The 15,936-nt window shown below is 39.1% G+C and carries 13 protein-coding genes; 11 read left to right on the top strand and 2 right to left on the bottom strand.

Annotation, left to right across the window (positions count from 1 at the left end):
- Positions 1 to 10 precede the first annotated feature (10 nt).
- Positions 11 to 553 carry a primosomal replication protein PriC gene (gene priC / locus DK866_RS04975; RefSeq protein WP_109407966.1) on the bottom strand — a complete coding sequence of 181 codons (543 nt, stop codon included), beginning with the start codon at positions 551 to 553 and terminating at the stop codon, positions 11 to 13.
- A 137-nt stretch (positions 554 to 690) separates the two neighbouring features.
- Here priC and apt point away from each other — a divergent pair, with 137 nt between their 5' ends.
- From apt to yjiA, 11 genes are all read left to right on the top strand, one after another.
- A complete protein-coding gene (apt, locus tag DK866_RS04970) occupies positions 691 to 1,242 on the top strand; it encodes an adenine phosphoribosyltransferase (protein WP_036932856.1) in 552 nt (183 codons plus the stop codon).
- A 251-nt stretch (positions 1,243 to 1,493) separates the two neighbouring features.
- A complete protein-coding gene (gene dnaX, locus DK866_RS04965; RefSeq protein ID WP_109407965.1) occupies positions 1,494 to 3,467 on the top strand; it encodes a DNA polymerase III subunit gamma/tau in 1,974 nt (657 codons plus the stop codon).
- Between the two features lie 54 nt (positions 3,468 to 3,521).
- Positions 3,522 to 3,851: a YbaB/EbfC family nucleoid-associated protein gene (locus tag DK866_RS04960; protein WP_036932854.1), complete on the top strand. Its 330-nt coding sequence runs from the start codon at positions 3,522 to 3,524 to the stop codon at positions 3,849 to 3,851.
- Positions 3,851 to 4,456, top strand: a complete 606-nt coding sequence (gene recR, locus DK866_RS04955) for a recombination mediator RecR (protein ID WP_072069364.1) — start codon at positions 3,851 to 3,853, stop codon at positions 4,454 to 4,456. Before DK866_RS04960 ends, recR begins: the two co-directional genes overlap by 1 nt.
- Before the next feature lie 243 nt (positions 4,457 to 4,699).
- Positions 4,700 to 5,368 carry a vWA domain-containing protein gene (locus DK866_RS04950; RefSeq protein ID WP_227336451.1) on the top strand — a complete coding sequence of 223 codons (669 nt, stop codon included), beginning with the start codon at positions 4,700 to 4,702 and terminating at the stop codon, positions 5,366 to 5,368.
- Positions 5,368 to 6,123 carry a PP2C family serine/threonine-protein phosphatase gene (locus DK866_RS04945; protein ID WP_109407964.1) on the top strand — a complete coding sequence of 252 codons (756 nt, stop codon included), beginning with the start codon at positions 5,368 to 5,370 and terminating at the stop codon, positions 6,121 to 6,123. The genes DK866_RS04950 and DK866_RS04945 overlap by 1 nt, the downstream gene beginning before the upstream one ends.
- Positions 6,117 to 7,592: a DNA-binding protein gene (locus tag DK866_RS04940; protein WP_109407963.1), complete on the top strand. Its 1,476-nt coding sequence runs from the start codon at positions 6,117 to 6,119 to the stop codon at positions 7,590 to 7,592. Before DK866_RS04945 ends, DK866_RS04940 begins: the two co-directional genes overlap by 7 nt.
- A 15-nt stretch (positions 7,593 to 7,607) precedes the next feature.
- On the top strand, positions 7,608 to 10,115 hold the full coding sequence (locus DK866_RS04935; protein WP_109407962.1) for a TonB family protein: 2,508 nt from the start codon (positions 7,608 to 7,610) through the stop codon (positions 10,113 to 10,115).
- A 336-nt stretch (positions 10,116 to 10,451) separates the two neighbouring features.
- Positions 10,452 to 12,602 (top strand): carbon starvation CstA family protein, encoded by a 2,151-nt coding sequence (locus DK866_RS04930; protein ID WP_109407961.1) that lies wholly within the window; start codon positions 10,452 to 10,454, stop codon positions 12,600 to 12,602.
- 60 nt (positions 12,603 to 12,662) lie between these two features.
- Entirely contained in the window at positions 12,663 to 12,869 is a 207-nt protein-coding gene (locus DK866_RS04925; RefSeq protein WP_004245057.1) for a YbdD/YjiX family protein, read from the top strand.
- A 22-nt stretch (positions 12,870 to 12,891) separates the two neighbouring features.
- Positions 12,892 to 13,872: a GTPase gene (gene yjiA / locus DK866_RS04920; protein WP_109407960.1), complete on the top strand. Its 981-nt coding sequence runs from the start codon at positions 12,892 to 12,894 to the stop codon at positions 13,870 to 13,872.
- Between the two features lie 185 nt (positions 13,873 to 14,057).
- Here yjiA and DK866_RS04915 read toward each other — a convergent pair whose 3' ends face one another.
- Positions 14,058 to 15,380 carry a serine dehydratase subunit alpha family protein gene (locus tag DK866_RS04915; RefSeq protein WP_109407959.1) on the bottom strand — a complete coding sequence of 441 codons (1,323 nt, stop codon included), beginning with the start codon at positions 15,378 to 15,380 and terminating at the stop codon, positions 14,058 to 14,060.
- Between the last annotated feature and the right edge of the window lie 556 nt (positions 15,381 to 15,936).

Genomic DNA, 15,936 nt, shown 5'->3' with positions numbered 1-15,936 from the left:
ATTATCGCCTTTAAAATTTATCTTCTTGTTTTTCAATGCTCTTTTCAATAGAGAAAAGGGCGTTTTTACAACGCGCTAGGCGATTTTCAAGTGCAGCAATCTCTTTTTGCAACTCTTGTTGTTGCATAAAACTTTGTGCTTGCGTTAATGAAAGCTCTCTATCTTGGATCATTGCGTGTAATCTGCGCTCATAATCCTGATGTTGGGCAAGTTTTTGGTATAAATCGACACTTTTTTTTCGTTGAGTAAGCTGGTTCTCTTGCTTTCTTAGTGTTTGTGTCGATAATTCACGAGTTAATGCTTCTATTTGTTGTAGGATTTGAGTGGCCAGAAATTTAACCTGCTGGCTTCGTTGTGCCTCAACACAAGCGATTAACTGGGTAAAATTATCGCGGATCTGTTGCATATAGCCGCCAAGTGAATCACTTCGGCGGTGGAACAGTGCTGTGTCGAAGCAAGGTGCTGCAATTTTTTTGTTTGCAATAGGCGCCAGTGTTTCGGCAAGATTGTCTATCTGTTTTTTAAACAAGCTTAAAGGATCAGGTTTATTCATCGGGTTCTTGTTCCTGTTTTGATAAAAACATGAATTGACTTAAAGCAACAAAAAAGAGTTGTTAACTGGCTTTCTGTTGCATTTTAACGGCATATTGCATAGATTCTATCGTTTCGTTTTTTATTATGGCACTGATTATGACTGCTAACGCGCAACAACTGCAATTTATTAAAGACAGTATTGAAACCATTCCTGATTATCCAAAAGAAGGGATATTATTTCGTGATATCACTACATTACTGGATAATCCTGCTGCATATCAGGCAACCATTGATTTATTGGTAGAACACTATCAAGGTCAGGGTATCACTAAAGTCGTGGGTACCGAAGCTCGCGGTTTCCTATTTGGTGCTCCGGTTGCTTTACGCCTCGGTGTTGGTTTCGTTCCTGTTCGTAAAAAAGGTAAATTGCCTCGCGAAACGCTCAGTGAAACTTATGATTTGGAATATGGCACAGATACTTTAGAGATCCACAAAGACAGCATTACGGATAAAGACAAAGTATTAATGGTTGATGATTTACTGGCAACAGGCGGCACCATTGAAGCAACAGCACGTCTTATCCGTCGTTTAGGTGGAACTGTAACAGAAGCTGCATTTATTATCTGCTTACCTGATTTAGGCGGTATTGAACGCTTAGAAAAACAAGGCGTTCATAGCTTTACTCTGGTTGATTTTCCAGGACATTAATTTCTTCACTGTTTAAAATGTGGTGATACACGTCATTATTTTAAACATGAGTAATAGTGCGGGTGCTTTTGTGTTATTTATGATGTGACATATAAATATCTATGGCCCGCACAATTGTTTTTCCTCTCTGATCCATTTCAAATATTCGATGGTTCTTTCATCAATATCTCATTTGTTTCTGACAAATCTCGCTCAATGGGGCGTCCCTGTGTTAGCATAGAGATAAATCTCGTTCAAATTTAGCGGAATCAATGAGCTATCAGGTACTTGCCCGTAAGTGGCGCCCACAAACTTTTAACGATGTTGTTGGTCAACGTCATGTGTTGACGGCTTTAGCTAATGGTCTTGATCATCAGCGACTTCATCACGCCTATCTTTTTTCTGGTACTAGAGGTGTCGGAAAAACCACTATTGCCCGATTATTTGCCAAAGGGCTTAATTGTGAAACAGGCATTACGAGTAAACCTTGTGGTCAATGTGCAAATTGCCTTGAAATAGAACAAGGGCGTTTTGTCGATTTAATCGAAATCGATGCTGCATCGCGTACCAAGGTAGAAGATACCCGTGAATTGCTTGATAATGTGCAATATGCGCCAGCGCGTGGACGTTTTAAGGTCTACTTGATTGACGAAGTTCACATGCTTTCTCGCCACAGTTTTAATGCGCTATTAAAAACATTAGAAGAACCACCAGAGCACGTTAAGTTTCTACTGGCGACAACCGATCCACAAAAATTACCTGTCACGATTTTATCGCGTTGCTTGCAATTTCATTTGCGTGCATTAGATATTGACCAAATTGCAACACAACTCGAAAAAGTGCTTACTGCCGAACACATTGAAAATGATGTAAGAGCACGCCAGCTTATTGCTCGTGCCGCCGATGGTAGTATGCGAGACGCTTTAAGTTTAACAGATCAAGCTATAGCAAGTGGTGAAGGCGTTGTCACCGCAGACGTTGTAAGTCAAATGCTTGGCACTATTGATGATGCACAACCTTTAGCACTGATTGAAGCACTGGTAAAAGCAGATGGTCAACAAGTGATGTCGTTGGTCAATGAAGTGGCTTCAAGAGGAACTGATTGGGAAAACTTCTTAGTTGAGACTCTTTCGTTATTGCATCAAATTGCTATGCTGCAATTATTGCCTAGTGAGGATAATCCCCAAGAACAATTTACCCAAGAGCGTTTACGCCTATTGGCTAAATCTGTTTCACCACAAGATTTACAACTCTATTATCAAACTTTATTAGTTGGACGAAAAGAACTGGCTTATGCACCAGATAGACGCATGGGCGTTGAAATGACGTTATTAAGAGCGTTAGCTTTTCATCCCAAAACAGTGATTGATGAGGTTTCTTCTGCGCCATTAGCGCAAACTTTGCCTTCTACGCCATCGACAACGAATCGAATGCCAGTGAGTCATGAGCAACCAGTGGCTCAGGCTCATTCGCCACAAAATACACGTTCTTCTTCGCCCATGAACAATGCCTCGTTAGGTAATAGTCCAGCGGCACAACTTTTAAGAGCACGGCAGGCGATAAAGGGGACTGAACAACAAACCCCGCCAAAAAAGCCTGAACCGGCGACGCCAAATCAGGCTAAGCCGGCTGCTAGTGCATTAGAACGGCTAGCAGCCGTGAGTGAAAGACGTCAACAAGTTGCTAAACGTCAACCTAATCCTAATGCACCTGAAAAAAAGAAAAAAGAAGCATATCAATGGCGCCCACAAAATCCTGAGTTGATGTCAACACAAGAGACAGTGTCTTCGCCTAAAGAAATTAAAGAAGTTCTCGAATACGAAAAAACGCCAGAGTTAGCGGCCAAAATTGCGAAGGAATCACAAGAAAGAGATGCGTGGGCTGCTGAAATTGAAAAAATGCCATTACCTAAATTGGTGCAACAACTGGCATTAAATGCGTATAAAGAGACTGTAAGTGAAGAAAACGTGATTTTGCATTTACGAACTAGACAGAAACATTTAAATTCAGCAAATGCATTACGCACACTCACAAATGCATTAAGTGAATTGCATGGAAAAGCAATTTCACTCACAATTATAGAAGATGATAATCCAGCGGTAAAAACGCCGTTGGAGTGGCGACAAGCCATTTATGATGAAAAATTGGCGTTATCGCGTCAATCGATTATTACGGATAAAACAATTCAAACATTACAGCAATATTTTGATGCTGAATTGGATGAAGAGAGTATCCGACCTGTTTAATCGCAACATATTGTATGACTTCATACTGTGTGGCTTTTACAAAGAGAGACAATTATGTTCGGAAAAGGTGGTTTGGGCAATCTGATGAAGCAAGCCCAACAAATGCAAGACAAAATGCAACAAATGCAAGAAGAGATCGCAAACTTAGAAGTGACAGGTGAATCTGGCGCTGGCTTAGTCAAGATCACTATCAATGGTGCTCATAATTGCCGTCGTGTTGAAATCGATCCTAGTCTGTTAGAAGATGACAAAGAGATGCTAGAAGATCTGATTGCTGCCGCCTTTAATGATGCTGCGCGTCGTATTGATGAAACGCAAAAAGAGAAAATGGCCTCTGTCTCTAATGGTATGCAATTACCACCAGGCTTTAAGATGCCATTCTAATGCAAACTAGCCCACTTCTTGAATCATTAATGGAAGCGTTGCGTTGTTTACCCGGTGTCGGGCCTAAATCAGCGCAACGAATGGCTTTCCAACTGCTTCAACGCGATAGAAGCGGTGGTATGCGACTTGCACAAGCGTTAACGCGTGCAATGTCTGAAATCGGTCATTGCTGTGATTGCCGAACTTTTACTGAAGAAGAGCGCTGTACTATTTGTGCCAATGCTCGTCGTCAGCAAAATGGGCAAATTTGTGTTGTCGAAAGTCCTGCGGATATTCATGCAATCGAGCAGACAGGGCAGTTTGCGGGTCGATACTTTGTTTTAATGGGACATTTATCTCCTTTAGATGGTATCGGACCGATGGATATTGGTTTAGATAGACTTGAAGAGCGTTTGAGCCAAGAAACAATTTCGGAAGTTATCTTAGCCACAAACCCGACAGTGGAAGGTGAAGCGACAGCCAACTATATTGCTGAGATCTGCGCTCAGTATGATATTACGGCAAGTCGAATTGCTCACGGGGTTCCTGTGGGGGGCGAGCTTGAAATGGTTGATGGTACAACACTTTCACACTCTATTGCTGGACGCCAAAAAATCCATTATTAATAAAATAAATATTTTATTTAAAAAGCACCTTTTACTTAATGTAACAAGGTGCTTTTTTCATTTAATATTATGAAAAATAGCGCAATTCTAATTTAAAAGAATATTTTTAAGTTTTAAAACCTACTTTTTCTAAGAAATATCTTTATCTTCAAATTATCGTTTTTTTCTTTCTGATGAATTTTACATCTTTATGTTACATTAATCATTATCATGAAAAATAATAACTGAATGATGGAGCATCTTATGATCCCTGACGTAGCCTTAGTTGATAACAGTGAACAACGTACCCCTCTGATCTTAGTGTTAGATAGCTCCGGTAGTATGTATGGTCAGCCTATTCAACAATTAAATGAAGGCCTTAAACTACTAGAACAAGAACTAAAAAATGATGTGATTGCCGCAAAACGTGTGCGTATTTTAGTGATTGAATATGGTGGATATGACCAATGTACTGTGCATGGTGATTGGAAAGATGCTATGGATTTTACGGCTCCTGTTTTAGAAGCAAATGGCACAACCCCTATGGGACAAGCTATCACGCTGGCACTTGAAGAGATAGAAGCTGAAAAACAGCGCTTTAAACAAGCGGGCGTTGCTTATACTCGTCCTTGGTTATTTTTAATGTCTGATGGTGTACCAACCGATCAATGGGAACAAGCTGCACAGCTTTGTCGCCAAGCAGAGGAAAGCCAAAAAACGGCAGTATTTCCGATTATGGTTGATGGAGCATCAGCAGAAGTGATGGGAAGTTTTAGCCGTAATGGTGTTAATGGTGTGAAAATGCTAAAAGGGCTACAATTTAAAGAATTATTCTTGTGGTTAAGTGCCAGTATGCAAGTGGTTTCTCAGTCAACACCGGGCGGCACAGCACAATTACCTTCAACAGATTCTTGGGCGAGTGTACCTGTTTGATGAACGATTGGTTAGCTTATGGGGCATCGGTGACAGGCATTGCCCATCAAGAACGTCAAATTCCTTGTCAAGATGCTTATTTTATTCGCCGTAAAGGTGAGTATCTTATCGCTGCTGTTTGTGATGGTGCAGGCTCCTCTCGTTATAGTGAGCAAGGCGCTCAACTTGTTGCTCGGTTATTTACGCTACGTATCACAGAGTGGCCAAACATTGATTTATTAACCGAAAAACAGATAACACAAGGTGCAAAACAACTGATTGAAGATATTCGCCTCCAACTGGCTGAATATGCAGAAATAAAACAGTGTGCGCTTAATGAATATGCATCAACACTGGTTGCATGTTGGGTCGGTGATGATAGTGGTTATTTATTCCATTTGGGTGATGGTATTGCAGTAGTGGAATATTGCGATGGTACCAGTTATGTATCACAGCCTGAAAATGGAGAATATGCTAATCAAACATGGTTTGTGACATCAGAAAATTGGGAAGCACATTTACGCGTTATTCCTCTCAATAAACCAGTAAAACAAGTTATTTTGATGTCTGATGGTGTACAGCCTTTTGCCATGAATAAAGCGTGTGATGCTCTTTATGAACCATTTATCACTCCAGTGATCCGTTATTTAAAAACAGTATCTGAAGACAGTGGAAGTGAAGCCCTCGCGGGAACATTGGCAGATCCTCGTACACACTCAATTACGGGTGACGATAAAACCTTAGTGATTTGTATCAGGGATGAAGAGTTGTGGTAAAAGCGAGAAAAGAAGGGACGGCGATATCTGGGACAACACAACTGCAAGATGAATATGGCAAGATTTATCAGATTGGCGATTTGATAAAAAGCGGGGGAGCAGGAAGTGTTAGTCACATTAATAATGCACCTTTCCAAGTATCAAAAGTTTATCATGATAAAATTGATAAAGCCTATTACCTGAAAAAAATTACTGCAATGCAGAAACTAGAGCCTTCATTAAAGGCTGTTTCTGTCAATGATATTCCAATAATTCAACTCGCATGGCCTCAAGCACGTTTATACAATAGCCAAAAGCAATTTGTTGGCTTTGTGATGCCCGAACTTGATGTGAAAAATACCATAGAGTTGGAATATATTCTTCAAGAGCGTCAAGCTAAAGCCCATAATTTACCCACAGGAATGGGCGCTAAAGTTAGCCTTGCTTATAATCTTTGTTCGTTGATTGATGCATTGCATCAACAAGGGCATCGTATTATTGATATGAAGCCATTAAACCTGCGATTTTATAAATCAAGTTTGTATATGTCTCTTCTTGATTGTGATGGTTTTAGTATTCAAGGGGAAAACATACGCTATCCCGCAGGGCAATTTACTGTCGAATATTTAGCCCCAGAATTTCAAGCAAAACAAACTATTCCACAAGATCAAGAAGAAAGACAAGATCGATTTGCTTTAGCTGTTATTATTTTTCAACTGCTTAACTTTGGTATCCATCCTTTTAGTGGTCGTCCTAAAAACGACACGGTTCCTACGGATATTCCTAGACGTATTGCTGGTCGTTTTTATGGTTATGGCGTAAAGACGCATAATTTAATTACCCCAAATATTGCTAGTGGGCATAAACAATTGCCCGATAAACTGAGAACATTATTTGATAAAGCTTTTTCAGGAAATCCAACATTAAGACCTAGTGCGAAAACATGGGCTACGGCACTGTATGAATACGCACAACCTGAAAAGCAACAAATGTTGGTATGTCAGAAAGATAAAAACCACCAATATTTTGCGGGTAAAGCTTGTGCAGCATGTGCAAGGCAAACCCAACTACAGCAAGTGGCTATTACTCAAAAGCAAAGTCAAACACAACGAGAGCAAATACGCCAAAATAGCATCAAAAATGCCAATATTAGACATGTACCTACACATACGGTTCCAGCTAAACCAATACAGCCACCCGCTATTTTCATCGCGTTAAAACAAGCAATAAGTAAAGTTCCATCTGTTATTTTTCACACCGCTATTGCCATCATAGCGCCGATTATTTTCGGATTACTGTTGATGTATTTTATTCCTCAAGGAACAAGTGGTGATTTAGGTTTTACTTGGATAGCTGACTTAATAAAAGCGAATTATATTGAGCAGTTACTAATAACAATGTTAAGCGTGATTTTTTTAATGATGATAGCCATTATTATACTCATCATTTTTATTCTCCCTTCATTACGTATTTTGAAAAGAAAACCTTAATGAGAGGGAGTTCATATGAATAAAACAATTAAACCGATCCTTATTATTGTTGGGATCGCCACACTCTTATTTCCTTTTTGGTTACCTGCATTATTAGTTTCAATCATTAGCACTATTGACAGCGTGAGTATCAAGATCCTTCCCTCATCAGTTCGTTTCGATGAGCGTAATTTCTTGCTGGGATTATGGTTAGGTTCTGCCATTATGACGATTGTCATGTTATTGCAATCGTGGCGCGCTAAAAATATCTTCTATTTTTTTGGGGGCGTTTTTGTTGTTCTAACGACATTTAGTCTTTCATTTTCAATCATTCCTCATAGTGAATTAGAAGATCGTCGCCGCTTTGTTTTACAAAATATAGAACAATCGCAGTGGAGTGATTTTCGTTATAGCGTGATTAATGCTGAAGATAACATCATTAAAACGATAGTTGTGAATCAGCCTAAAACACTGGGGTATCTCAAAGATCTTGAAAAGAAACGCATCGAATTACCGGGACTTGTTTATTTAACGGATGATGTAACTTCCGCAATGCAAGCTAAAGAGGCGTATCTGACTCATATAAAAGGAACACCAGAACAAAAAGAGGCAATTAAAACGCTCTCTTTTTATGGTGACTGGTTGCTGAATCAACCCGAAATTATTATTGCTCAAGCATTATCATCGCTTCTTACAAGTAGTAATGAAAGATTAGTGCAATCAGGTATTAACGCTATTATTACTGCGCCATTAGTACCGGAAGCATGGCAAACGTTAGCATTAACCTATATTGCTCATACGCCACCCAATATGCAGATAGAAAAAGCAATGGCTGCATTAATGGTTGCCGATACGCTAAAATATGACAAATTGGGGCATCAGGATCCTTCATTACAACCGCTTATTGAAAAAGCGATTTCTGAATTGACAGAAAATCAACGTCAGATTTATCAAATCCTTCAAGCACGAGTGATAGAAGACCGTTTATATCGACAAAAGAATGCAATTCCTGATGCGGTGGCTAAGCTGGCAGGAAAAGTACTGCCTGTCACTTATGCAATAGCAAATAACAATGAGACTTATGTCGAATGGAAATCAATGATGAATGATAGGGAATATCCTGGGATCGTTCTTGTTGATTCACCAAATAAAATACAGAACTGGACGGAAATGCATTACCCGTCTGTTGGGCAATATATTCCTATTGCAGAAACGATTTTATCCGTTGATGTTGATCCTCAAGGACACGTTTTAAGTCTTTGGGTACAAAAAAGCAGTGGATACAATGTGTTTGATGCGAAAGCATTAAGTGATGCTCGTGGCTGGCGTTTTATGCCAACAAAAGAGGGGTATCATCAACGCGTTACCGTTCGTTTTCAAAGTACACGTCTTGGTTGGAATGACTACACTATTAAACAACAACCTACATTAATTGCATTGGCGAAAGCTTATGCAAGGCAAAGCATTAAAGGTATTTCGAGTGCTGAAAATGCGTTCATAGGTCTACAAAAGCAGGCACCAGAAAAAGAGTCGAGTAAATCGTCATCGCATTCTACCTATGATCCCTATTCTTCTATTTATTCAAAACGTGCGCAACAACAAGAAGAACGGGCGGTATTACAAAATATTTTAAAAGAGATCCAGACATTACCTAATGGAAAAAATAACCACGAAAGTTGGGATAATAGTCTACGTTTCTTAAATGAAAAATTGGCACTTCATCAAGATAATGAAGATGTTGTAAGAATGGTAGCCCGCTTTGAATTGCAATATTACAATGTGGGAACAAATAATTTATCTCAATCTCCTGATATTTACCCACAAAATAAAGAGTATTGGCAAACCTTGTTATTACAAGCACGTAGCCATTTTGCGCAAGCTATTGCACTAAATCCAAATCGTGAAGACGTTTGGTTAGGTTGGGGGATAACGTGGCTAGATGAAGATCCTGAAGTTGCAGCGGGCGCATTTGCGAAAGCTGCACAGCAAAAGTCACAAGAAAGCATTAGTTCTGTCATGCAAATGCTGGAAATGAGGATGGTGATAAATACTCTTGAAGGTGCTCGTTTAGAACGTTACCAAACTTTGAGAGCAAGAATGGATATGCGCTATTTGCCAGAAGGTGTTGAAGCTAAGCCTTCAGATGATTATCTCAGCGATGACTTAACGCAAATCCAATTGGCTCAACGAGCGATACCGGCATCAGATCCGAATAGCAAAGTGGTTCGCTTGCCTTTAAATACCGACAAAACTGAGCCATCAAACCGTACCTTTAGTGTCGATTTTGCATCGGCAAATATCAAAGATAGCACTCAGTTATTACCGAAAGTAAATGCTCCAATTACTGCACCTAAAACGGGCGATATGATTTTACAACTTGATGTTGATCCTCAAGGTGTTCCTACTGTGGTAATGCTAAAAACCAGTAGTGATGACATGAATATTGACAATGCAGTGATTGATGTTGCTTATCAGTGGCGATTTAATGGCTCACCTTCTCGAAAAGGTAATGTGCTTTTGATATCTGTTCAATTTGGACAATAACCTCACTTTGTTTAAATAATGTTATAAAAAAACGCCTTTTTTGTTGATCTTGAGGCGTTTTTTTTATCTTTCCTTATTCTCTAACTTATTGAAAGACATAAAATTGTTATCTTGATCACAAAAAAAACGTCTTTTGAAAACAGCAAAACCACTTAACTGAGAAAACAGACCGCTTAATTCGGTATACAACCGCTAAGCGATTTAGTCACACCATTCCTGAGTCAAAATTCTTATTATGTAGCTGCGGGCAGTTATCTCTCAGATTCGCTCAAATCATTCTTTGCTGACCCGCATTACTCTTTGGCTGTTCGGTCTTGCCTGAAAAAAAGGTGTCTCATGAACAAAAATGCATTTTTAAAGCACGTACCTTGGGTGATCCTCGGGATCATCGGTGCTTTTTGTCTTTCAGTGGTTGCACTTCGCCGTGGTGAACACGTTAGTGCGCTATGGATAGTTGTCGCTTCTGTTGCCGTCTACTTAGTTGCTTATCGTTATTACAGTCTGTATATCGCTCAAAAAGTGATGAAGCTTGACCCAACGAGAGCGACACCTTCTGTTATTAACAATGATGGTTTGAACTATGTTCCGACCAACCGTTATGTCTTATTTGGTCACCATTTTGCGGCTATTGCTGGAGCTGGTCCTTTAGTTGGTCCTGTTCTTGCTGCTCAAATGGGGTACTTACCCGGTACGCTTTGGCTATTAGCAGGGGTTGTGTTAGCGGGTGCAGTACAAGACTTTATGGTGTTGTTTATTTCTACACGCCGTAATGGTAACTCACTTGGTGAGATGATAAAGAAAGAGATGGGGCCAATTCCGGGTACTATCGCTTTATTCGGCTGTTTCCTTATCATGATCATCATTCTTGCTGTGCTTGCACTTATTGTTGTTAAAGCATTAGCTGAAAGCCCATGGGGAGTGTTCACTGTTTGTTCAACAGTACCAATCGCCTTATTTATGGGTATTTACATGCGCTATATTCGCCCTGGTCGTGTGGGTGAAGTGTCAGTTATTGGTATTGTTTTACTGATTGCGGCGATTTGGTTTGGTGGTGTTATTGCTCACGACCCATTCTGGGGCCCAGCGTTAACCTTTAAAGATACAACAATTACTTTTGGTCTTATTGGTTATGCTTTCGTGTCAGCATTATTACCAGTATGGTTAATTCTTGCACCACGTGACTATTTAGCAACTTTCCTGAAAATTGGTGTTATCGTTGGTTTAGCTGTGGGTATTGTGATTTTAAACCCTGAACTAAAAATGCCAGCTGTTACTCAATACATCGATGGTACTGGACCATTATGGAAAGGGGCTTTATTCCCATTCTTATTTATCACTATCGCCTGTGGTGCCGTTTCTGGTTTCCACGCCCTAATAGCTTCAGGTACAACACCTAAGCTTATCGCAAATGAAATGGATGCTCGTTTTATTGGTTATGGTGCAATGTTAATGGAATCATTCGTTGCGATCATGGCATTAGTCGCTGCATCTATCATTGAACCAGGTCTGTATTTTGCAATGAATACCCCACCATCAGGTTTAGGCATTACGATGCCGAACCTACATGAATTAGGTGGTGAAAATACAGCTGTTATCATGGGGCAGTTAAAAGAAGTTACTGTACATGCAGCTGCAACAGTCAGTTCATGGGGCTTTGTTATCTCTCCAGAAGAAATCTTACAAACAGCGAAAGATATTGGTGAACCTTCTGTATTAAACCGTGCTGGTGGTGCGCCTACCTTAGCGGTTGGTATCGCGATGGTATTCCATAAAATCATTCCTGCTGCGGATATGGGCTTCTGGTATCACTTTGGGATCTTGTTTGAAGCGCTCTTTATTTTAACCGCGTTAGACGCAGGTACACGTTCTGGTCGCTTCATGCTTCAAGACTTATTAGGTAACTTTATTCCTTACTTGAAGAAAACAAATTCGTTCATTCCAGGTGTTATTGGTACAGCGGGTTGTGTAGGCTTATGGGGATATCTGTTATACCAAGGTGTTGTTGACCCATTAGGCGGTGTTAAGAGCTTATGGCCATTATTTGGTATCTCAAACCAAATGTTAGCAGCTGTTGCACTGGTATTAGGTACGGTTATCTTAATTAAGATGAAACGCACTAAATATATTTGGGTAACTGTGGTTCCTGCGGTATGGCTATTAATTTGTACAACATGGGCATTAGGTCTGAAACTGCTCAGCGATGACCCACAAATGGAAGGTTTCTTCTACTTAGCAAATGAATACAAAGCGAAGATCTTAGCAGGTGGTGCCGATTTAACTGCGGCTGAAATTACCAATATGAATCATATTGTAATTAACAACTACACCAATGCGGGCTTAAGTATTCTGTTCTTAGTGGTTGTTTACAGCATCATTTTCTACGGTTTCCGTACCGCAATGAAAGCGCGTAAAAACCCAGAAGAAACAGCACAAGAAACACCGTATGTTCCTATGCCAAAAGACGTTAAAGTGTCCTCAGGTCACTAATATTAGGTAAATAGTTTAACCCCGTACTGGTTTAGCTGGTACGGGGTTTAGGAGAAACTTATGTTTGGCAATTTAGGACAAGCTGGAAAATATCTAGGGCAAGCAGCTCGTATGCTGATAGGTATTCCCGATTATGATAACTATGTACAGCACATGAAAGATAACCATCCTGATAAGCCAGTTATGACCTATAACGAGTTTTTCCGTGAACGTCAGGAAGCCCGTTATGGTGGTGGTGATGGTAAAGGCGGTTTTCGCTGTTGCTAATAATCTGTAAAGGAGACACATAATGGAACCTATTGCAGTGACGATATTGACTGGTTTTTTAGGATCAGGAAAAACAACGCTTTTGCGTCATATGCTTAATGAAGAGCATGGTTATAAAATCGCTGTTATTGAAAATGAATTTGGTGAAGTGCCTATTGATGATGAAATTATTGGTGATAGAGCCACTCAAATTAAAACACTTACCAATGGTTGTATTTGTTGTAGCAAATCGAATGAATTAGAAGACACATTATTAGACTTATGTGACAGTCTTGATCGTGGTGAGATTGAGTTTGATAGGTTAGTTATTGAATGTACAGGCATGGCTGATCCCGGCCCTATTAGCCAAACATTTTTTTCTCATGAGGTGATCTGTCAACGCTATTTGTTAGATGGGATTATTACTCTTGTTGATAATATTCATGCTCAACAACAATTAGATCAATTTACTATTGCACAATCTCAAATTGGTTATGCTGATCGCATCTTATTAACAAAAACTGATGTTGCACCAGCATCACCCGAATTAATGGCTAGATTAAGACGCATTAATGCAAGAGCACCCGTTAATACCGTTATTCATGGACAAATTGATTTAGGTTTATTGTTTAATGTAAAAGGTTTTATGTTGAATGATAACCTTGAAGTAAAACAGCCTCTTTTCCGCTTTCAGCCAGAAAAACAAGATGATATCCATTCTATTGTACTGAAATTTGATTATCCCGTTGAGCTACAAAAAGTCTCCGATGTAATGGAAAAATTATTATTAAGCTTTGCTGATAATCTTTTACGTTATAAAGGGATATTAAATATTAAAGATCAACCTAATCGCTTGTTATTCCAAGGTGTGCAACGCCTCTATAGTGCTGATTGGGACAGAGCATGGCATGAAGATGAAATTCGCGAAAGCACATTGGTCTTTATTGGTATTCAATTACCAGAAGATGAGATAAGAGCTAGTTTTGATGCATTAATGCCAAGTACGCAAGAAAATGCACATTAACCTAATACCCTGTAGTGAGTGTTAGAAAGTAGTACGAAGTAAGTAGTAGAAGTAACCGTAGTATAGCCGTAAATAGCAGTAACGAATATTGATAAGCTCCTGACTTGAGGAGGGTCCTGTTCCTAGGATCTTATGTTTCACCCCATAATAATAACTATTATGGGGTGCTTTTTTAATCACTGAAATTAGCCATTAGCAACGGCTTTATATTCCATAATCTCAATAATTTGAATATCGGTATGTTGCATTGCTCGGCTTGCTAACGCACATAAGTTTTCAATCGTTGAGTCAACATCATGTGCCACAATACCGTCATTACCTGTCACAAATGTATTATCAAGAGCCATTAATACAGCTTTATAAGCGGCACTTGCACCGGTTGAAACTTTCATAGCACAGCTATTTGAAGCACCATCACAAATTACACCACTAATATCACCAATCATGCTACTAATCGCCATTGCCATGGATTCATAGCGTTCATCCATTAGCCATGCAATTGCACCTGCAGCGCCCATTGATGCTGTTGTAGCTGCACATAATGCAGATAATGCGGGGAATTTATGGTGAATATAGATAGCCAGTAAATGGGAAAGCATTAATGCTCTTGCCATTTTCTCTTCATCAACTTGTAAATATTCAGCAACGACCACAACCGGCATTGTTGCGGCAATACCTTGATTGCCTGAGCCTGAGTTACTCATGGCGGGTAAAACTGCACCGCCCATACGAGCATCAGATGCAGCAGATGTACGGATCATGATCTCTGATAATAGATCTTTTGCTAATAGGCCTCGTTGTTGCTGGCGTTGTAAAGTTTGTCCAATATGTAAACCATAACTATTGTTCAAACCTTCTTTTGATAGTGCATCATTTAAATGTGCTGATTCAAGAATAAAAGAAATTTCTTCTACAGGTACCTGAGTAACAAATTGATAAATTTCTTGGGTATTTGTTTGGGTTAGTGTTTCTTTTATTTCGCAAGGCGATGCTGATTGTTCTGCACTATCACAAGTGTTATCAAGAACAACATCACCATTATGAATGATTTTAACGATATTGGTGTGATTGCCTGCAATAATGACAGTTGCACTGTTTTCGCCATCTTCAACAGTGACTTCACTATAAAGAACTTCTTGGCACGCTTTTTTAATAGCAACATTAACAATACCAGAAGCTAGCAGCGCTTTGCTTTGTTTTACATGTTCTGGTGTGGCATTTTTTAATACTTCTAAACCCGCTTTACTATCACCGCCAACAGCCCCTAAGCTAGCAGCAATAGATAGCCCCACCATTCCAGTTCCTGGTACGGTAACGCCCATACCATTTTTCATTAAGTTCGGGGAAACTTCAGCACTAATGCGAGTGATAGCGTGTTGAAGATAACTTGCTGCGGTAGCAGCCGCTAATGCAAGTGAGATAGGCTCTGTACAACCTAAAGCGGGTTTAACTTGTTGTTTTACTGCCGCTATCAATATTTTCCAACGAGAAGATAATTGTTCTTTCATTGCATGCACCCAATAAACAGTATGAAAATTCAATAGGTTATTCTATTTTTATTCTCTTCATCATACTGAATTTATGAGAGAAAGTTTTTTCTGAATTTACTAGCATTGAATAAAATTTGAGAAAATATTACCTTCTTTGTCTTTAGTGTTGGTAATTTTTTCTACTTTAGAGAAAAACACATAAATTCACTTTGTCATTGTTTTAATTTACATGAAAAAAGAGAGTCAGTTGCTCATTGGTTTAAAATGAACCAATGAAATAATAAGTGAATTAAATAAATTAATTTTATAAATATAAAATTAAATAAAAAAGCAATAGAACGAATACACGATCCTATTGCTAGTATAACTATCATACTTAAAGTGGGCTAACTCTGAATAGTTAAAATAAAGAGTAATGAATAGTAATTAAATATCACACCATTATTTTAACAATGAAAATAGTAGGCTCTTTATTTTTTGGAGTATAAAAATAACTTTCTGTTATTTTGTTAATTTTTTATGTTTATATTAATTGTTGTTTTTTTTGAATATAAATTCAGATTATTGAGAAAAT

This window comes from Proteus genomosp. 4 str. ATCC 51469 (genome assembly GCF_003144375.1).
GTDB lineage: Bacteria > Pseudomonadota > Gammaproteobacteria > Enterobacterales > Enterobacteriaceae > Proteus.
This window is presented reverse-complemented; position numbering and strand designations above follow the sequence as displayed.